This is a genomic window from Streptomyces sp. NPDC001502 (assembly GCF_042894785.1).
Taxonomy (GTDB): Bacteria; Actinomycetota; Actinomycetes; order Streptomycetales; family Streptomycetaceae; genus Streptomyces; species Streptomyces kutzneri.
In genome coordinates, this window is sequence record NZ_JBIAVW010000010.1 from 176,301 (window position 1) to 193,870 (window position 17,570).

At 72.5% G+C, this 17,570-nt stretch carries 16 protein-coding genes and 1 pseudogene; 12 read left to right on the forward strand and 5 right to left on the reverse strand.

Annotation, left to right across the window (positions count from 1 at the left end; all coding sequences use genetic code 11):
• Nucleotide 1: 1 nt before the first annotated feature.
• From ACFY0D_RS19750 to ACFY0D_RS19780, 7 genes are all read left to right on the forward strand, one after another.
• Nucleotides 2-907, forward strand: a complete 906-nt coding sequence (locus tag ACFY0D_RS19750; protein WP_390799458.1) for a ribonuclease Z — start codon at nucleotides 2-4, stop codon at nucleotides 905-907.
• 228 nt (nucleotides 908-1,135) lie between these two features.
• On the forward strand, nucleotides 1,136-2,230 hold the full coding sequence (locus ACFY0D_RS19755; RefSeq protein WP_390799459.1) for a carbohydrate kinase family protein: 1,095 nt from the start codon (nucleotides 1,136-1,138) through the stop codon (nucleotides 2,228-2,230).
• Between the two features lie 320 nt (nucleotides 2,231-2,550).
• Nucleotides 2,551-3,600, forward strand: a complete 1,050-nt coding sequence (locus tag ACFY0D_RS19760; RefSeq protein ID WP_390799460.1) for a PhoH family protein — start codon at nucleotides 2,551-2,553, stop codon at nucleotides 3,598-3,600.
• Between the two features lie 13 nt (nucleotides 3,601-3,613).
• Complete coding sequence (ybeY, locus tag ACFY0D_RS19765; protein WP_150257383.1) at nucleotides 3,614-4,111, forward strand: rRNA maturation RNase YbeY; 498 nt, start codon at nucleotides 3,614-3,616, stop codon at nucleotides 4,109-4,111.
• Nucleotides 4,108-5,412: a hemolysin family protein gene (locus ACFY0D_RS19770; RefSeq protein ID WP_390799461.1), complete on the forward strand. Its 1,305-nt coding sequence runs from the start codon at nucleotides 4,108-4,110 to the stop codon at nucleotides 5,410-5,412. The genes ybeY and ACFY0D_RS19770 overlap by 4 nt, the downstream gene beginning before the upstream one ends.
• Nucleotides 5,409-5,771 carry an MmcQ/YjbR family DNA-binding protein gene (locus tag ACFY0D_RS19775; protein WP_390799462.1) on the forward strand — a complete coding sequence of 121 codons (363 nt, stop codon included), beginning with the start codon at nucleotides 5,409-5,411 and terminating at the stop codon, nucleotides 5,769-5,771. Before ACFY0D_RS19770 ends, ACFY0D_RS19775 begins: the two co-directional genes overlap by 4 nt.
• A gap of 67 nt (nucleotides 5,772-5,838) precedes the next feature.
• The gene (locus ACFY0D_RS19780; RefSeq protein WP_390799463.1) at nucleotides 5,839-6,195 is read left to right on the forward strand and encodes a cytidine deaminase; all 357 of its coding nucleotides are present in this window, start codon (nucleotides 5,839-5,841) and stop codon (nucleotides 6,193-6,195) included.
• 190 nt (nucleotides 6,196-6,385) lie between these two features.
• On the opposite strand, the gene ACFY0D_RS19785 is transcribed toward ACFY0D_RS19780, so the two are convergent.
• Nucleotides 6,386-7,693: an MFS transporter gene (locus ACFY0D_RS19785; protein ID WP_390799464.1), complete on the reverse strand. Its 1,308-nt coding sequence runs from the start codon at nucleotides 7,691-7,693 to the stop codon at nucleotides 6,386-6,388.
• Between the two features lie 71 nt (nucleotides 7,694-7,764).
• Here ACFY0D_RS19785 and ACFY0D_RS19790 point away from each other — a divergent pair, with 71 nt between their 5' ends.
• The 4 genes and pseudogenes from ACFY0D_RS19790 to era all read left to right on the forward strand — a co-directional run bounded on the left by ACFY0D_RS19790 (nucleotide 7,765) and on the right by era (nucleotide 12,248).
• A complete protein-coding gene (locus ACFY0D_RS19790) occupies nucleotides 7,765-8,802 on the forward strand; it encodes a GlxA family transcriptional regulator (RefSeq protein WP_390799465.1) in 1,038 nt (345 codons plus the stop codon).
• A gap of 117 nt (nucleotides 8,803-8,919) precedes the next feature.
• Nucleotides 8,920-10,215 carry a beta-xylosidase gene (locus ACFY0D_RS19795; protein WP_390799577.1) on the forward strand — a complete coding sequence of 432 codons (1,296 nt, stop codon included), beginning with the start codon at nucleotides 8,920-8,922 and terminating at the stop codon, nucleotides 10,213-10,215.
• A 275-nt stretch (nucleotides 10,216-10,490) separates the two neighbouring features.
• Nucleotides 10,491-10,802: pseudogene (locus ACFY0D_RS19800) on the forward strand (WxL protein peptidoglycan domain-containing protein); the annotation flags it as partial.
• A gap of 495 nt (nucleotides 10,803-11,297) precedes the next feature.
• Nucleotides 11,298-12,248: a GTPase Era gene (gene era, locus ACFY0D_RS19805; protein WP_389114276.1), complete on the forward strand. Its 951-nt coding sequence runs from the start codon at nucleotides 11,298-11,300 to the stop codon at nucleotides 12,246-12,248.
• Nucleotides 12,249-12,363: 115 nt separating this feature from the next.
• Here the strand turns inward: era and ACFY0D_RS19810 are convergent, their stop codons facing one another.
• The 4 genes from ACFY0D_RS19810 to ACFY0D_RS19825 form a co-directional block, all read right to left on the reverse strand.
• The gene (locus ACFY0D_RS19810; protein ID WP_390799466.1) at nucleotides 12,364-13,035 is read right to left on the reverse strand and encodes a class I SAM-dependent methyltransferase; all 672 of its coding nucleotides are present in this window, start codon (nucleotides 13,033-13,035) and stop codon (nucleotides 12,364-12,366) included.
• 119 nt (nucleotides 13,036-13,154) lie between these two features.
• Complete coding sequence (locus ACFY0D_RS19815; protein WP_390799467.1) at nucleotides 13,155-13,973, reverse strand: GNAT family N-acetyltransferase; 819 nt, start codon at nucleotides 13,971-13,973, stop codon at nucleotides 13,155-13,157.
• Between the two features lie 52 nt (nucleotides 13,974-14,025).
• Nucleotides 14,026-14,295: a protealysin inhibitor emfourin gene (locus ACFY0D_RS19820; RefSeq protein ID WP_390799468.1), complete on the reverse strand. Its 270-nt coding sequence runs from the start codon at nucleotides 14,293-14,295 to the stop codon at nucleotides 14,026-14,028.
• Nucleotides 14,296-14,304: 9 nt separating this feature from the next.
• Nucleotides 14,305-15,381 (reverse strand): M4 family metallopeptidase, encoded by a 1,077-nt coding sequence (locus tag ACFY0D_RS19825; protein ID WP_390799469.1) that lies wholly within the window; start codon nucleotides 15,379-15,381, stop codon nucleotides 14,305-14,307.
• A gap of 366 nt (nucleotides 15,382-15,747) precedes the next feature.
• On the opposite strand from ACFY0D_RS19825, the gene leuA reads away from it, so the two are divergent.
• Nucleotides 15,748-17,511, forward strand: a complete 1,764-nt coding sequence (gene leuA / locus ACFY0D_RS19830; RefSeq protein ID WP_390799470.1) for a 2-isopropylmalate synthase — start codon at nucleotides 15,748-15,750, stop codon at nucleotides 17,509-17,511.
• Nucleotides 17,512-17,570 lie beyond the last annotated feature (59 nt).

The following is a 17,570-nucleotide window of genomic DNA, read 5'->3' on the forward strand; positions in this document are numbered from 1 at the left end:
CGTGTCCGTACGAGAGTTCGTGGTGCTGGGCACGGCCAGCCAGGTGCCCACCCGCCACCGCAACCACAACGGCTACCTGCTGCGCTGGGACGGCGAGGGCATCCTCTTCGACCCGGGCGAGGGCACCCAGCGCCAGATGCTGCGCGCCGGGGTCGCCGCACACGACATCAACCGGATCTGCGTCACCCACTTCCACGGTGACCACAGCCTCGGCCTCGCCGGGGTGATCCAGCGGATCAACCTCGACCAGGTCCCGCACCCCGTCACCGCGCACTACCCGGCCTCGGGGCAGAAGTTCTTCGACCGGCTGCGCTACGCCACGGCCTACCGGGAGACCGTCCCGCTCCGCGAGGAGCCGGTGGCCGGGGACGGCCCGCTGGCCCAGGGGGCCTCGTACGTCCTGGAAGCCCGGCTGCTCTCGCACCCGGTCGAGTCCTTCGGCTACCGGATCACCGAACCCGACGGGCGCCGCATGGTGCCCGAGCTGCTCGCGCGGCACGGCATCAAGGGCCCGGACGTGGGCCGGATCCAGCGTGAGGGGCGGCTCGGGGCGGTCACCCTGGACGAGGTCAGCGAGCCCAGGCCCGGGCAGCGGTTCGCCTTCGTCATGGACACCCGGCTCTGCCCCGGTGTGGACGCGCTGGCCGAGGGCTGCGACATGCTGGTGATCGAGTCGACCTTCCTCGACGAGGACGAACGGCTGGCCACCGACCACGGGCACCTGACCGCCGGCCAGGCGGCGCGGGTGGCGCGGGACGCGGGCGTACGGCACCTCGTGCTGACGCACTTCTCGCAGCGCTACACCGACCCGGCCGAGTTCGAGCGCCAGGCCCGCGCGGCCGGCTTCGAGGGCGAGCTCACGGTGGCCGCGGACCTGATGCGGGTGCCCCTGCCCAAGCGGGGCTGACGGAGTACACGGCCCGGGCCCTGCCCGGGCCGTCTTCGCCGCGGTACGAGCGGTCCGAGCGGTCCGAGTGGGCCGAGTGGGCCGAGTGGGCCGTGTGACGAAGGGCTCTTCGAGGGTGATCTGCGCCACACTGGGTTTTGGTCCCGCCCGGGATGGGCAGGGCTGGCAGCTTTCCACTGGAAAACGTCATGCAGAAACGGGCCTTCGAGAAACAACGGGGAGATCGCCGTGACCGGTCGGGACTACGAAATCCGCGCAGCAGCAGTGGACCCGCTCGGTCCGCTGCGTGACCCCCAGGAACCCGGCTGTGACGTCTTCCTGACCGGAACGGTCTTCCTCGACATCATCTTCACCGGCCTCGACTCGGCCCCGGTGCGCGGTACGGAGTCCTGGGCGCGCGGCATGGGCTCCAGCCCCGGCGGCGTCGCCAACATGGCCACCGCCCTGGCCCGGCTCGGCCTGCGCACCTCGCTGGCAGCCGCCTTCGGGGACGACCACTACGGCGAGTACTGCTGGGACGCCCTCGAACAGGGCGAGGGCATCGACCTGTCCATGTCGCACACCATCCCCGGCTGGCACAGCCCCGTCACCGTCTCGATGGCCTACGAGGGCGAGCGCACGATGGTCTCGCACGGCCACGAGGCTCCTCCGCCGGCGGGCCCCGGGCCCTTCCCGCAGTGCCCGCCCCGGGCCCGCGCGGCCGTGGCCGCGCTGGGACCCGGCCGCGGCGAGGAGTGGATCGGCGAGGCCGCCCGGCGCGGCTCGCGGATCTTCGCGGACGTGGGATGGGACGAGAGCGGCCGCTGGGACCTGGGGGCCCTGGCCGACCTGGAGCATTGCGAGGCCTTCCTGCCGAACGCGGGCGAGGCGATGCGCTACACCCGGACCGACTGTCCGAGAGCCGCGGCCCGGGCGCTGGCCGAGAAGGTGCCGATCGCGGTGGTGACGATGGGCGCGGAGGGCTCGTACGCGGTGGACGGGCGCACCGGGGAGACCGCGCACGTCCCCGGGATCACGGTGGACGAGCTGGACCCGACGGGCGCGGGCGACGTCTACGTGGCGGGCTTCGTGACCGGCACCCTGGCAGGCTGGCCGCTCGCGGACCGGCTGGCCTTCGCCGGGCTGACGGCGGCCCTGTCGGTGCAGGAGTTCGGCGGCTCCCTGTCGGCCCCCGGCTGGCCGGAGGTGGCCCACTGGTGGCGGGACGCCCCGCGGGAGCTGCGCGGCCGGTACGGCTTCCTGGACGACCTGGTCCCGCCGGGCGGGGCCCCGGCGGCCCGGCGCAGGGCCGTACCGACGATCGGCTTCCGGCACTCGGTCTAGGGGGTGTCCTGCCGGTCAGGCCGGGCTCGCGGCGGCCGGTGCCGCGCCTCGCCGCGTTGTCCTCGGTCGGCGACGCTCCGCGTCGCCTCCCTCGTCCGCCTTGCGATCCTCCCCCCCGGCCCTGGCGGGCCTGGGGAGACCCCATGGCACCGGCCACCGCTCCCTGATCCGGCCTGATCGGCACGACACCCCCTAGCGGCGCGATCGGGCGGTAAAACCTCTCGGGGAAGCAGCGGCGGAGACGTACGCTTGGTACTCCGGAGGTCGTCGATCGGCGCGGCCCCTCAGCGGGAGGTATGCGCAGGCCACAGTGCCGGCCCATGACTCAGACACCGACAGCCCACATCCCTGCGCCGGGGCAGGCGCGAGCCCATTTCACCGTTCCGGCCACGCACCCGATGGTGACCGTGCTCGGCTCGGGCGACGCCCTGTTGCGCGTGATCGAGAAGGCCTTCCCGAAGGCCGACATCCATGTTCGGGGCAATCAGGTCAGCGCGATCGGTGAAGCGGCGGAAGTCGCCCTGATCCAGCGGCTTTTCGACGAGATGATGCTGGTGCTCCGCACCGGGCAGCCGATGACGGAGGACGCAGTGGAACGCTCGATCGCCATGCTCAAGGCGAGCGGCAACGGCAACGGCGACGGCGACGGGCCTGCCGAGACGCCGGCGGAGGTGCTCACCCAGAACATCCTCTCCAGCCGCGGCCGCACCATCCGACCCAAGACCCTCAACCAGAAGCGCTACGTCGACGCGATCGACAAGAACACGATCGTCTTCGGCATCGGCCCCGCCGGTACCGGCAAGACCTACCTCGCCATGGCCAAGGCCGTCCAGGCCCTCCAGTCCAAGCAGGTCAGCCGGATCATCCTGACCCGGCCCGCCGTCGAGGCGGGGGAGCGGCTCGGTTTCCTGCCGGGCACCCTATTCGACAAGATCGACCCGTACCTGCGCCCGCTCTACGACGCGCTGCACGACATGATCGACCCCGACTCGATCCCGCGGCTGATGGCGGCGGGCACGATCGAGGTGGCACCCCTGGCGTACATGCGCGGACGCACGCTCAACGAGGCGTTCGTCGTCCTCGACGAGGCGCAGAACACGACCACCGAGCAGATGAAGATGTTCCTGACCCGGCTCGGCTTCGACTCGAAGATCGTGATCACCGGTGACGTCACCCAGATCGACCTTCCGGGTGGCGCCAGGAGCGGTCTGCGCCAGGTACAGGACATCCTGGAAGGGGTCCCGGACATCCACTTCTCGCGGCTCACGTCCGAGGATGTCGTCCGGCACAAGCTGGTCGGCCGTATCGTCGACGCGTACGAGAAGTACGACGACAGCCAGCAGGCCGTGAACGGCCACCAGCGGAAGTAGAACTCAGCGCACCATGTCGATCGACGTCAACAACGAGTCCGGAACCGAGGTCGACGAGCAGGCGATCCTCGACATCGCCCGCTACGCGCTCACCCGGATGCGGATCCACCCGCTCTCCGAGCTGTCCGTCATCGTCATCGACGAGGACGCCATGGAGCAGCTCCACATCCAGTGGATGGATCTGCCCGGTCCGACCGACGTCATGTCCTTCCCGATGGACGAGCTCCGTCCGCCGGCCAAGGACGACGAGGAGCCCCCGCAGGGGCTCCTCGGCGACATCGTGCTCTGCCCCGAGGTCGCCAAGCGGCAGGGCGAGGAAGCCCCGACGCAGCACTCCATGGACGAGGAGCTCCAGCTCCTGACCGTCCACGGAGTGCTGCACCTGCTCGGCTACGACCACGAGGAGCCGGACGAGAAGGCGGAGATGTTCGGCCTCCAGGCGGCCATCGTCGACGGCTGGCGCGGTGAGCGCGGCATGACCGGTCCGTCCCCGGCTCCGACCGTCTCGTGAACGCCCCCCAGCTGATCACCGGGGCGGTGCTGCTGGTGGTGGTGGCCTGGTTCGCGGCCTGCGCCGAGTCCGGCATCGCCCGCATCTCCAGCTTCCGGGCCGAGCAGGCCGTACGGGAGGGCCGGCGCGGCAGCGAGAAGCTCGCCCAGGTCGCCGGCGACCCCACCCGCTACCTCAATGTGGCCCTGCTCGTCCGGGTCACCTGCGAGATGGCGGCCGGGGTGCTCGTCACGTACGTCTGCCTCGACGAGTTCGGCGAGAACTGGACCGCGCTGCTCGTGGCCATCGCCGTGATGGTGCTGGTCTCCTTCGTCGCCGTGGGCGTCTCCCCGCGCACGATCGGCCGCCAGCACCCGCTGAACACGGCGACCGCGGCCGCGTACGTCCTCGTACCGCTGGCCCGGATCATGGGGCCGATCCCGCAGCTGCTGATCCTCATCGGCAACGCGCTCACGCCCGGGAAGGGCTTCCGCAAGGGGCCCTTCGCCTCCGAGGCCGAGCTGCGCGCGATGGTGGACCTCGCGGAGAAGGAATCGCTGATCGAGGACGACGAGCGCCGCATGGTGCACCAGGTCTTCGAGCTCGGCGACACGCTGGTGCGCGAGGTGATGGTGCCGCGCACCGACCTCGTCTGCATCGAGCGGTACAAGACGGTCCGTCAGGCGACCACGCTCGCGCTGCGCTCCGGTTTCTCCCGCATCCCGGTGACCGGGGAGAACGAGGACGACATAGTCGGGATCGTCTACCTGAAGGACCTGGTCCGCAAGACGCACATCAGCCGGGAGGCCGAGTCCGACCTGGTCTCGACCGCCATGCGGCCGGCCGTCTTCGTGCCGGACACCAAGAACGCGGGCGATCTGCTGCGCGAGATGCAGCAGGTGCGCAACCACGTGGCCGTCGTCATCGACGAGTACGGCGGCACGGCCGGCATCGTCACCATCGAGGACATCCTCGAAGAGATCGTCGGCGAGATCACGGACGAGTACGACCGGGAACTCCCGCCGGTCGAGGACCTCGGCGAGGACCGCTACCGGGTCACCGCGCGCCTCGACATCACCGACCTGGGCGAGCTGTTCAAGGTCGAGGCCTTCGACGACGAGGACGTGGAGACGGTCGGCGGACTGCTGGCGAAGGCGCTGGGACGGGTGCCGATCGCGGGCGCCTCCTCGGTGGTGGAACTGCCGGACGGGCGTCCGCTGCGGCTGACCGCCGAATCCCCGGCGGGCCGACGGAACAAGATCGTGACGGTTCTGGTGGAGCCGGTGGCCGCGGCGGAGACCGCGGGGGAGGAGGGGGAATGACCCCGGAGCAACTGCGCGCGTTCTGCCTGGGTTTCAACGCGGCGGTGGAGGAGTTCCCCTTCACGCCGGAGACCTCGGTGTTCAAGGTGCTGGGCAAGGTGTTCGCGCTGTCGGCGCTGGACGCGGAGCCGCTCAAGGTCAACCTGAAGTGCGACCCGGAGCTGGCGGTACGGCTGCGCGAGGAGCACGAGGCGATCGTCCCGGGCTACCACATGAACAAGCGGCACTGGAACACGGTGACGGCGGGCGGGCCGGGCGGCCTGCCGGAACAGCTGGTGCGGGAGCTGGTGGAGGACTCGTACGACCTGGTGGTCGCGGGTCTGCCGAGGGCGGAGCGGCTGCGGCTGGACCGGCCGTGACGGTGCGCCCGCCGTGGCGGCGGGGTGGTCGTGCGGGGGCGCAGGGCGGCTCCCTATGCTTTCGACCATGACCGACAGCACCGGGATCGACCCCGAGGACAGCAAGATCATCACGCTGGCGCGCAGCGCCCGGGCCCGCAACGCGGTGCCCGAGGGGGCGGCGGTGCGGGACGAGACGGGCCGCACGTACGTCGCCGGGACGGTGGCGCTCGACTCCCTGAAGCTGAGCGCGCTGCAGACCGCGGTCGCGATGGCGGTGGCGAGCGGTGCGCGGTCGCTGGAGGCGGCGGCCGTCGTCAGCACGGCCGACGCCCCGGCCGAGGCGGACCGTGCGGCCGTCCGTGACCTCGGCGGCCCGGACACCCCGGTCCTCCTGGCCGGCCCGGACGGCACCCTGAAGTCCACGACCCCGGCCGGCCCCTAGCCTCCCGGCGGGGCAACCGACGAACTCCCGCCCGGCCGCATTTCAGCCCCGCCGGCGTTTGAGGCGCGGGGTCTGGAGCGGAGCCCCAGGAAACCCGGCTCCGCCGGGCACCGGGCTCCGCCCGGACCCGCGCCTCAAACGCCGGCGGGGCCGGATGTGGTCCCGGCCGATGCCGACGGTGCCGGCGAAGCTACTGGACCAGGACTGCGCGGGCCGCCGGAGGCCTACGGCGGATCGTCATCGCCATCAGCGCAGCCATCGCGCACAGCGCGCCCGAGGCGTACCAGACGGTGTCGTACGAGCCCGTGAGGTCGCGGGTCAGGCCGCCCAGGAAGGCCACCAGCGCCGCGCCGATCTGGTGCGAGGCCAGGACCCAGCCGAAGACGATCGCGCCGTCGTCCCCGTAGTGCTCGCGGCACAGGGCGATCGTCGGCGGGACGGTCGCGACCCAGTCCAGGCCGTAGAAGACGATGAAGAAGAGCAGCGGCGGCCGCACCGTCGGCGCCAGCAGCATCGGCAGGAAGAGCAGCGAGACCCCGCGCAGGGCGTAGTAGACGGCCAGCAGCCGCCGCGAGTCGAAGCGGTCCGTGAACCAGCCCGAGGCCACCGTGCCGATCACGTCGAACACGCCGACCACCGCCAGCAGCCCCGCGGCCGCCGTCACCGGCATGCCGTGGTCGTGGGCGGCGGGCACGAAGTGGGTCTTGACCAGGCCGTTGGTCGAGGCCCCGCAGATCGCGAAGGTGCCCGCCAGCAGCCAGAACGGGCCGGTCCGGGCCGCGTCGAGGAGCACCCGCAGGGCGCGCCGGGCCGCGCCCGGGACCGGGGCCGGCTTCGGCGCGTACGTGCCGCCGTACGGCGCGAGCCCCACGTCCGCAGGGTGGTCGCGCAGCAGCAGCCACACGAAGGGGGTGACGGCGAGGGCCGACAGGGAGACCGTCACCGTCGCCGGGCGCCAGCCGTGGTGGTCGACCAGCCAGGCCAGCAGCGGCAGGAAGACCAGCTGGCCGGAGGCTCCGGCCGCGGTGAGGATGCCGGTGACCAGCCCGCGCCGGGCGGTGAACCAGCGGTTCGTCACCGTTGCGGCGAAGGCCAGGGCCATGGAGCCGCTGCCCAGCCCCACGAGGACGCCCCAGAACAGCACGAGCTGCCACGGCGCGGTCATCCAGACCGTGGCCAGCGAGCCCGAGGCGATGACGAGCAGGGCCAGGGCCACGACCCGGCGGATACCGAAGCGGTCCATCAGGGCCGCGGCGAAGGGGGCGGTGAGCCCGTACAGCGCGAGGTTGACGGAGACGGCGAGGCCGATGGTCCCGCGCGACCAGTCGAACTCCGCGTGCAGCGGCTCGATGAGCAGTCCGGGCAGGGAGGCGAAGCCGGCCGCGCCGATGATCGTCACGAAGGTGACGGCGGCGACGAACCAGGCGCGGTGGACGCGGGCGGGCCGCCGTGGGAAGCGGCGGTCCACGGGAGCGGAGGCGGGGGCTGTCTGGGGCACGCCGACAGCTTCCGGCCACCTGGGGACCGTACGAAAGTGGCTTGACTGTCATGCTTCGCTACGATCGGGCCATGGAGTCGGAGAAGAAGGCACACCGGGTCGCCGTCCTCGCCCTCACCGGGCTGCTGCCCTTCGAGCTCGGTATCCCGCACCGGATCTTCGGGCGGGCCAAGGACCCGGCCGGGCGGCCGCTGTACGAGATCCTCACGTGCGGGCTCGCCCCGGGGCCGGTGCGCACGGACGCCGACTTCGCGATCCACGTCGAGCACGGCCCGGAGCTGCTGGCCACCGCCGACACGGTGGTGGTGCCGGCCTCGTACGAGCTGGGCCCGGTGCACGAGGAGGGCCGGCTCACCGACGAGCTCGCGGCGGCCCTCGCCCACATCAGGCCCGGCACCCGGCTCGTCTCCATCTGCACGGGCGGTTACGTGCTCGCCGCGGCCGGGTACCTGGACGGCCGCCCCGCCACCACCCACTGGGCCTCCGCCGAGCACTTCCAGCGGCTCTTCCCGGCCGTCCGGGTCGACCCGGACGTCCTCTACACCGACGACGGGGACGTGCTGACCTCGGCCGGAGTCGCCGCCGGCGTCGACCTGTGCCTGCACATCGTGCGCCGCGACCACGGCGCGGCCGTCGCCAACGAGGTGGCCCGGCGGACCGTCGTACCGCCCCACCGGGAGGGCGGGCAGGCGCAGTTCATCGCGCGCCCGATGCCGGAGCCGCAGCTCGCCACCACCACGGCGGCCCGCGCGTGGGTCCTGGACCGGCTGCATGAACCGCTCCGGCTGACCGACCTGGCCCGGCAGGAGGCCATGTCGGTACGGACGTTCACGCGCCGGTTCCGCGAGGAGTCGGGCGTCAGCCCCGGCCAGTGGATCGTCGGCCGGCGGGTGGAGCGGGCCCGGCAGCTGCTGGAGCAGACGGAGCTGCCGATGGAGCAGGTGGCGCGGGACAGCGGCTTCGGTACGGCCCAGTCGCTGCGCAAGCACGTACAGGCGGCGCTGGGGGTGAGCCCGACGGCCTACCGGCGCACGTTCCGTGAGGCAGGCGAGTCGGGCAACCTGCCATCTCCTGATGGGCCATCAGTTACTGCCGGACCCGCGCATTGACTTCTCCCGCCCCCCGCTCGTGAATAGCCCCCTGCGCCGGGCTCGGGCGCGCGGGAACCTAAGGGGCGGGCAGTGCGAACAGGGGCGCGGAAGCGGAGATGGCCGGCGGCCGTGGGCATGGCCGTGCTGGCGGCCACGACCGGGAGCGCGCTGAGCGCACCCGCCGCGGCCGAGGGAGAGACACCCCCCGGCCAGGTGGACTTCCCGACGCACTGCCCGGCGCCCCAGGAGGCCGGGCTCCCGCCCGCGGACGGGCCGACCACCGCGCGGATCACCGTCGACAACCCGGCCCCGCAGGTCGGCGACACCGTCACCGTGACCTACCAGGTGGTCCGGACCCCCGCCCTCAACCCGGTCGGCGGCGAACTCCCCGCCGACGTGCTGACCCCGACCGGCCGGATCCTGCTGGCGGGCGCCCAGAGCGGCGAGGTCACCGTGGTCGGGGCCAAGCGCAACGACCCCGTCCCGGCGGGCGCGGCCCTCCCCGCCGTCACGATGACCGGCACGTTCACCGTCACCGCGCCCGGCGAGACCACGCTCGCCCCGGGCGGCTACACCCTGCACACCAGCCACCTGCTGGACCTCGACACCACCTGCACCGCCGATGCCGCGTCCGCCGCCCCCCTCTCCGCCCGCCTGACCGCGACCGCCTTGCCGACGGCCAACCTGCGCAGCGTCTTCCTCGGCGCGGCCCAGGGCCGGCCGGGCGCCAAGGTCAAGGTCACCGCCGCGGGCTTCCCGCCGGGCGCGGCCGTCACGGTGGCCGGCCGGGCCGGCGCCGCCGAGACCGCCGACCGGGTGAGCGCCACCGCCGACGAGCGGGGCACGGCCCTGGTCGAGCTGCCGGTCACGGACAAGGCCACCACCGCGGTGATCGCCTACGAGGGCGGCGCCTGGACGGCGGGCCAGGGCTCGGGCCCGGCCGCGTACACGGTCATCGACGCGGCTCCACCGCCGTCCTCCGCCACCCGGAAGGTCACGGCCACCGTCGAGCCGGGCGCCCTCGGCATGACCCAGACGGGCGAGGACATCACGCTGGGCGCCGTCCCCTACGGCGACGGCGGCGCCGCCCCCGGCCGGATCGGGACGGTGACCGTCACTGACGCCCGCGGCGGCCCGGCCGGCTGGTCCCTCATCGGCAAGGTCACCGACTTCACCGGACCCGGCGGGATCCGCATCCCGGGCGCCTCCCTGTCCTGGACCCCGAGGTGCGTGGCGGCCGAGGGGAGCCGGAGCGTCTGTACGCCGGGCAGTGCCGGTGTGGTCGGGGCCGACGGGGCGCTCCTCGCCTCCACCCCCGACGCGCCCCTGGTCGGCGGGACCTTCACGATCGACGCCACGGTCACCCTCAAGGTGCCGCCGTACACCCCGCCGGGTGCGTACACGGCGGTCCTGACGCTGACCCTGTCGTGACGGGCCGCCCGCGGCTGCCGCTGCGCGGAGCTCTCCCCCACCCCGCCCCTTCCCGTAACCGGGCGCTGCCCGGACCCGGTCCTCGAACTCCCCCAGCCACCGCTGGGAGGCGCCGCCTGGACGGGCTGGAGATCCAGCCCCGCCGGCGTTTGAGGCGCGGGGTCCGGGGCGGAGCCCCGGGGAAGGCCGCGGCGCGGGTGCTGTGCGCCGCCGCCCTGCTCGCCCTCGTTCTCGCCCCCGCCGGGACGGCCACCGCCGACAGCGGTCAGTGGTCCGTGCTGCCCGCCGCGAACAGCGTCGGGCAGCGGCCCTGCTTCTACCTCGCCGCCGCGCCCGGCCAGGCCGTCACCGATGCCGTCACCCTGACCAACCGCACCGACCGGCCCCGCACCTTCCGGCTGTACGCCGCCGACGCCTACAACACCGCCCGCGACGGCGGCTTCGCCCTGCGCGGACCCGACGAGCCGCGGCTGGCCACCGCCGCGTGGGCGAAGCTCGACCGGGAGCGGCTCACCGTGGCGGCCCGCTCGTCGGTCTCCGTCCGCTTCACCCTCACCGTCCCCGACCGGGCGGAACCGGGGGACCACCCCGGCGCCGTCGTGGCCCTGGAGGAACGGCCGGCCGCCGCGGCCGACACCGGCCGGGGGATCGGCGTACAGCAGGCCGTCGCCGCCCGGCTGTACCTGCGGGTGACCGGCCCCACCGCCCCCGCCCTCACCGTCCGGGGGGTCACCGTGAACCGGCGCGGCTCCGGCGCGGACGTCTCGTACACGCTCCACAACATCGGCAATGTCACCCTCCGCCCCCGGGCCGCCCTCACCGCCACCGGCGCCCTCGGCCGCCCGCTCCTCGCCCGCGAGCTCGGCGGGCTGCCCGCCGAACTGCTGCCGGGTCAGGAAGTACGGCTCGACGCCCGTTGGGAGGGCGCGCCCAGAGCGGAATGGGCCGAGGTCACGGTGCGTGCCCGGGCCGACGGAACCACAGCTCAGGGCCGTGCGGACCTCGCCGAGTACCCCTCGCTCACGGCCGTACCGGCCCTTGCCGCCGTGATCTGGTCGGCGCTGGGAGCCGCATCGGGGAGAATGGCCCGTATGAGCGATCGTTCCCCCGAGTCCACCGCCCCGCACCGTGCGGGGTTCGCCTGTTTCGTCGGCCGCCCCAATGCGGGGAAGTCGACCCTCACCAACGCACTCGTGGGCACCAAGGTCGCGATCACCTCCAACCGGCCGCAGACCACCCGCCACACCGTCCGCGGCATCGTGCACCGCCCCGACGCCCAGCTCGTCCTCGTGGACACGCCCGGCCTGCACAAGCCGCGCACCCTGCTCGGCGAGCGCCTCAACGACGTCGTACGGACCACCTGGGCCGAGGTCGACGTCATCGGCTTCTGCCTGCCGGCCGACCAGAAGCTCGGCCCCGGCGACAAGTTCATCGCCAAGGAGCTCGCGGGGATCAAGAAGACCCCCAAGATCGCCATCATCACCAAGACCGACCTGGTCGAGTCGAAGGTGGTGGGCGAGCAGCTCATCGCCGTCCACCAGCTCGCCGAGGAGCTGGGCTTCGAGTGGGCCGAGATCGTTCCCGTCTCGGCGGTCGGCGACACCCAGGTCCAGCTGCTGGCCGACCTGATCGCGCCGCTGCTGCCGGAGAGCCCGCCGCTGTACCCCGAGGGCGACCTCACCGACGAGCCCGAGATGGTCATGGTCGCGGAGCTGATCCGCGAGGCCGCGCTGGAGGGCGTCCGGGACGAGCTCCCGCACTCCATCGCCGTGGTCGTCGAGGAGATGATCCCGCGCGAGAACCGTCCGGCGGACCGCCCGCTGCTCGACATCCACGCCAACGTCTACATCGAGCGGCCGAGCCAGAAGGGCATCATCATCGGCCCGAAGGGCTCCCGCCTGAAGGAGGTCGGGATGAAGTCGCGCAAGCACATCGAGGCGCTGCTCGGCACCCCGGTCTTCCTCGACCTGCACGTGAAGGTCGCCAAGGACTGGCAGCGGGACCCCAAGCAGCTGCGCAAGCTCGGCTTCTGAGGCGCGAACCGCGCACGAAGCGACGACACCACGGCACGACGACGAACGGACGCCGGCCCCCGTGCGGGGCGGCGTCCGTTCGTCGTTCCGTCCGTCCGGCCGTCGTTCGGTCCGGCTACGCGGGCCGGCGCACCCGGACCACGTTGTCCGTACGGGTCCCGGGCGTTCCGTCGGGCTGGTTCTGGACCCGCTCGGTCTCCTCGGCCCGCAGCACCTCCCAGCCCGCCGTGACGGGCTCCAGTTGCGCGAGGACCTCCTCGGGCGTGGGGAAGTGCGCCTCCTCCCGCTCCTCCTGCCACGGCGCCCAGCCCGCGTGCCCGACCACCAGCAGGGTGCCGCCGGGGGCCACGGCCGAGGCGGCCCTGCGCAGGACCGCGTCACGGGGGAAGTCCCCGTAGTTGTGCAGGAAGCACGCGGAGACGAGATCGAACTCCCCCTGCGGGAAGGACTCCGTCAGATCGTGCCGTGCGAAGGAGACGCGGTCGGTGACCCCGGCCTCCGCCGCGTGCTCGGCCGCCCGGCCGAGGGCGACCCCGGAGATGTCGGTCCCGGTGACCGTCCACCCGCGGCGGGCCAGCCATACGGCGTCGGCGCCCTCCCCGCACCCCAGGTCCAGGGCGCGGCCCGGGGCGAGGGCGGACACCTCGTGCACCAGCATGGCGTTGGCCTCGCCGCTCCAGATGCGGTGGTTCTCCCCGTACCGGCCGTCCCAGAACTCCTCGCCCGCAGCCGTCCCGGGCTCGGGGTGGTGCTGGGCGTGCGGGTGGGTGTGCGCGTGCTCGGTCATGGCTTCCTCTTCCAGTACGGGTGCCGGCAGGGCCGATGCTCCGCCCGCCCGGCGGCCTGCGGCAAACTTTGTTGCCGACCCGGCAAAGAGGAACGCAGCCCGCTGCCCGAGCGGGCGCGTCACACCTGCGGTTCGGCGATCAGGGCCGTGGCCACCCGGCGGAAGCCGATGCGGGCGTAGACGCGGGCCACGTCCTCGTCGCCCGCCGACAGGAAGACGGTGCGGGCCCCGCGCGCCCGTGCCTCCGCGACCAGGGCGGCCGTGACCCCGAGGGCCAGGCCCTGGCGGCGGGCCGACGGCAGCGTGCCGACGCCCACCACCTCGACGACGTCGCCGACCGGGTTGTACTGGCCCGCGCAGAGCACCACGCCGTCCCGTACGGCCGCGGCCAGGACCGTGCTGCCCGCCGCCAGCTTCCCGGACACCCGGGCCCGGCCCGCCTCGGCCACCGGATCCGTCAGCGCCGCCGCCAGTTCGGCGGGGCCCGCCTCGCCGACCGCCGTTCCCGGGGCCGCGAAGGCCAGGGACGGGACCGTCACCGCGGCGGCGAGCAGCGGGTCGTCGGCGTCGAGCAGGCGGACTTCCGGGTGCGGGGGAAGGACTTCGGCCGAGGGGTCCAGGACCATCAGCGGGTGCGCGTGGACATGGAGTCCCGCCGCCTCCACCGCGGCCCGTAGCGAGGGGCTGGTTTCGGCCACCCACTCGAAGGCCTCGGGGACCTTCAGCTCCCGCTGGCGCTCCCAGACCCGTTCCACGTCGGCCCGGGTCGCCTCGGGGCCGCCGAGTGCGGGCCGCGCGTAGTACGGCCAGCCCGTGCCCTCCTGGACGAAGAGGGTCAGCGCGCCGAAGTCCTCGGCGCGGGCCCCGCCCACCCGCGGCACCGTGTCGTAGTACCGCTCCAGCTCGGACAGCGTCGAATCGATCATGTGGTCGGTCATCCGGCCATCCAAACAAAGGGGCGCCGCGCGGGCACCTCCTTTCCGGACCCGCTCAGGCGCCCTCCTTCAGCACGCGCGAGATCAGCGCCCGCTGGGCGTCCGACAGGTTGGGCTCCGCGCAGGCCACCGTCCGCCCGTCCACCGTGATGCGGTACGAGAAGCCGTCCCGTACGCGGTCCGCCGGGTCGCCCGGCGGACCGGGCCGCAGCGCGAGCTGGGCCAGGGCCTGCCACTCGTTCTCGTCCGGCCGGCCCGATGTGTCCACCTCGGCCCGGCGCTCGATGCCCGCGAAGCCGCCCGTCCGTATCACCTGAATGCGCATGGGAGCCCTCTACCCGGCGAGCGGGACACCCACCGCGGACCACGCCTTCTGGAGCGCCTGGTGCTCCGCGCCGCCGTCCCCGTAACGGGTCACGGCCGCCGCGGTCGAGAGCCGGGCGAAGTCCGCGAAGTCCGCCCGGGGGGTGAGGTCGCCGCCGGTCAGGGTGTCGTACCAGATCTGACCGGCCCGCTCCCAGGCCTTGCCGCCCAGCTCGGTCGCCACGATGTAGAAGGCGTGGTTGGGGATGCCGGAGTTGATGTGGACGCCGCCGTTGTCGCTGTGGGTGTTCACGTAGTCGTCCATCGTGGCCGGCTGCGGGTCCTTGCCGAGCTCGTCGTCGTCGTACGCGGTGCCCGGGGCCTTCATCGAGCGCAGCGCGACCCCGGTGACGTTGGGGCCGAGCAGGCCGGCCCCGATCAGCCAGTCGGCCTCCTCGGCCGTCTGCTCCAGTGAGTACTGCTTGATCAGTGAGCCGAAGACGTCCGACATCGACTCGTTCAGGGCGCCCGACTGGCCGCGGTAGGTCAGGTTCGCCGTGTACTGGGTGACCCCGTGGGTCAGCTCGTGGCCGATGACGTCCACCGACACGGTGAAGTCGAGGAAGAGGTCCCCGTCGCCGTCGCCGAAGACCATCTGCTGGCCGTCCCAGAAGGCGTTGTTGTAGTCCTCGCCGTAGTGGACGGTCGCGTCCAGGGGGAGCCCGGAGTCGTCGATCGAGCGCCGGCCGAAGCCCTTCAGGAAGAGTTCGTACGTCGCCCCGAGCCCCGCGTAGGCGCGGTTGACGGTGGCGTCCTTGCTCAGCGGGTCGCCCTCCCCGCGGACCTTCGTTCCGGGCAGCCGGGTGCGGTGCTGGGCGTCGTAGATCGTCCGCTCCGGGTCGTCGGAGGCCGGCGCGGCGAGGGTGGGGACGATTCCCCGGACGGCGGTGACCCGGCGCCGGGTGCGCAGCAGGGAGTCCCGCTCCAGGGTGCGCTGGGCGAGGTCGGCACGGCGGGAGTCCTCGGACAGGGCGGCCTTGTCGAGGAGGTGCGGCGGTACGACCGTGCAGAAGACGGGGTGATGGCGGCGAGCGTGGGAGGCATTCATGCCCGGCAATGTGGCAGTGGGTCATGGCGGTGTCACTACCTGCGACCATGATTCATTCACTTGTCTGAAAGCGGTAACGCTGGATTGACGGAACAACCGGACCCAGCCGGAGCGAAAGAGGCTTGGCTCACATTTGGTGCAAATCGGACCCTCGGGTCTTGCATACTGAAACAGGTCCTCGCGTTACGGCGCGGCTCGGCTAGGCTCGGCCCATCATGCGTTTCGGGCTGCTTCTCCTTAGCTGCCGCGGCGAGGGTCTGTAGTCGTAGGCCGACCCCCTCCCCGCGGAGTTTGGTGTTGCGGTTTTCACTACCGCCGTCGGCCGTCCCAGCGAACTACACGCGGACACGCGAGGAGCCCAACGCCATGAGCCAGCAGCCTTTTGTCGGTCGCCCCACGCCCATCACGAACGCGACCCACACCCAGAAGCCCTCCGGGATGCCGATCCACAAGTACGGCTCGTACGAGCAGGTGGACATCCCCGACCGCACCTGGCCGGACGCCCGCGTCACCAAGGCCCCCCGCTGGCTCTCCACCGACCTGCGCGACGGCAACCAGTCGCTGATCGACCCGATGACCCCCGCCCGCAAGCGCGAGATGTTCGACCTGCTGGTGCGCATGGGCTACAAGGAGATCGAGGTCGGCTTCCCCTCCTCCGGCGAGACCGACTTCGCCTTCGTGCGCTCCATCATCGAAGAGGGCGCGATCCCGGACGACGTCACCATCTCCGTACTGACCCAGGCCCGCGAGGACCTGATCGAGCGGACCGTGGAGTCCCTGGTCGGCGCCAGGCGCGCCACCGTCCACCTGTACAACGCGACCGCCCCGACCTTCCGCCGGGTCGTCTTCCGCGGTTCCAAGGAGCAGATCAAGCAGATCGCCGTCGACGGCACCCGCCTGGTCATGGAGTACGCGGACAAGCTGCTGGGTCCCGAGACCACCTTCGGCTACCAGTACAGCCCGGAGATCTTCACCGACACCGAGCTGGACTTCGCCCTGGAGGTCTGCGAGGCCGTCTGTGACGTCTGGCAGCCGGCCGAGGGCCGCGAGATCATCCTGAACCTGCCCGCCACCGTGGAGCGCTCGACGCCGTCCACGCACGCGGACCGCTTCGAGTGGATGGCCCGCAACCTGACCCGCCGCGAGCACGTCTGCATCTCCGTGCACCCGCACAACGACCGCGGCACCGCCGTCGCCGCCGCCGAGCTGGCCCTGATGGCCGGCGCCGACCGCATCGAGGGCTGCCTGTTCGGGCAGGGCGAGCGCACCGGCAACGTCGACCTGATCACCCTGGGCATGAACCTGTTCTCCCAGGGCATCGACCCGCAGATCGACTTCTCGCAGATCGACGAGATCCGCCGCACCAGCGAGTACTGCAACCAGATGGAGGTCCACCCGCGCCACCCCTACGCGGGCGACCTGGTCTACACCGCCTTCTCCGGCTCCCACCAGGACGCCATCAAGAAGGGCTTCGACGCGATGGAGGCCGACGCGGCCGCCGCCGGCAAGACCGTCGACGACATCGAATGGGCGGTCCCGTACCTGCCGATCGACCCGAAGGACGTCGGCCGCTCCTACGAGGCGGTCATCCGGGTCAACTCGCAGTCCGGCAAGGGCGGCATCGCGTACGTCCTGAAGAACGACCACAAGCTGGACCTGCCGCGCCGCATGCAGATCGAGTTCTCCCGGATCATCCAGGCCAAGACCGACTCCGAGGGCGGAGAGGTCACGCCGAAGGCGATCTGGTCGGTCTTCGAGGACGAGTACCTGCCCAACCCCGAGAACCCGTGGGGCCGCATCCAGCTGCGCTCCGGTTCGACGGCCACCGACAAGGACGGCACGGACACGCTGACCGTCGAGGCGGTCGTGGACGGTGTGGAGACGGTCCTGGACGGCACCGGCAACGGTCCGATCTCGGCCTTCTTCGACGCGCTGGCCGGCATCGGGATCGACGCCCGCCTGCTGGACTACACCGAGCACACCATGAGCGAGGGCGCCTCCGCCGTGGCCGCCTCGTACATCGAGTGCGCGATCGACGGCCGTGTCCTGTGGGGCATCGGCATCGACGCCAACACCACCCGCGCCTCCCTGAAGGCGGTCATCTCGGCCGTCAACCGCGCGGGCCGCTGATCCCTCGTACGTGAACCCCGCCCCCTCCCTTCCGGAGGGGGCGGGGTTCTCTCGTTCCC

Bases quoted from the DNA above. Each gene is read 5' to 3' on its own strand.
- ACFY0D_RS19810 (WP_390799466.1), bottom strand. From the start codon at position 13,035: ATGACCGAGCACGCGCACACCCACCCGCACGCCCAGCACCACCCCGAG.
- era (WP_389114276.1), top strand. From the start codon at position 11,298: ATGGCCCGTATGAGCGATCGTTCCCCCGAGTCCACCGCCCCGCACCGT.
- leuA (WP_390799470.1), top strand. From the start codon at position 15,748: ATGAGCCAGCAGCCTTTTGTCGGTCGCCCCACGCCCATCACGAACGCG.
- ACFY0D_RS19795 (WP_390799577.1), top strand. From the start codon at position 8,920: ATGGCCGTGCTGGCGGCCACGACCGGGAGCGCGCTGAGCGCACCCGCC.
- ACFY0D_RS19775 (WP_390799462.1), top strand. From the start codon at position 5,409: ATGACCCCGGAGCAACTGCGCGCGTTCTGCCTGGGTTTCAACGCGGCG.
- ACFY0D_RS19825 (WP_390799469.1), bottom strand. From the start codon at position 15,381: ATGAATGCCTCCCACGCTCGCCGCCATCACCCCGTCTTCTGCACGGTC.
- ACFY0D_RS19815 (WP_390799467.1), bottom strand. From the start codon at position 13,973: ATGACCGACCACATGATCGATTCGACGCTGTCCGAGCTGGAGCGGTAC.
- ACFY0D_RS19760 (WP_390799460.1), top strand. From the start codon at position 2,551: ATGACTCAGACACCGACAGCCCACATCCCTGCGCCGGGGCAGGCGCGA.
- ACFY0D_RS19790 (WP_390799465.1), top strand. From the start codon at position 7,765: ATGGAGTCGGAGAAGAAGGCACACCGGGTCGCCGTCCTCGCCCTCACC.
- ACFY0D_RS19780 (WP_390799463.1), top strand. From the start codon at position 5,839: ATGACCGACAGCACCGGGATCGACCCCGAGGACAGCAAGATCATCACG.
- ybeY (WP_150257383.1), top strand. From the start codon at position 3,614: ATGTCGATCGACGTCAACAACGAGTCCGGAACCGAGGTCGACGAGCAG.
- ACFY0D_RS19820 (WP_390799468.1), bottom strand. From the start codon at position 14,295: ATGCGCATTCAGGTGATACGGACGGGCGGCTTCGCGGGCATCGAGCGC.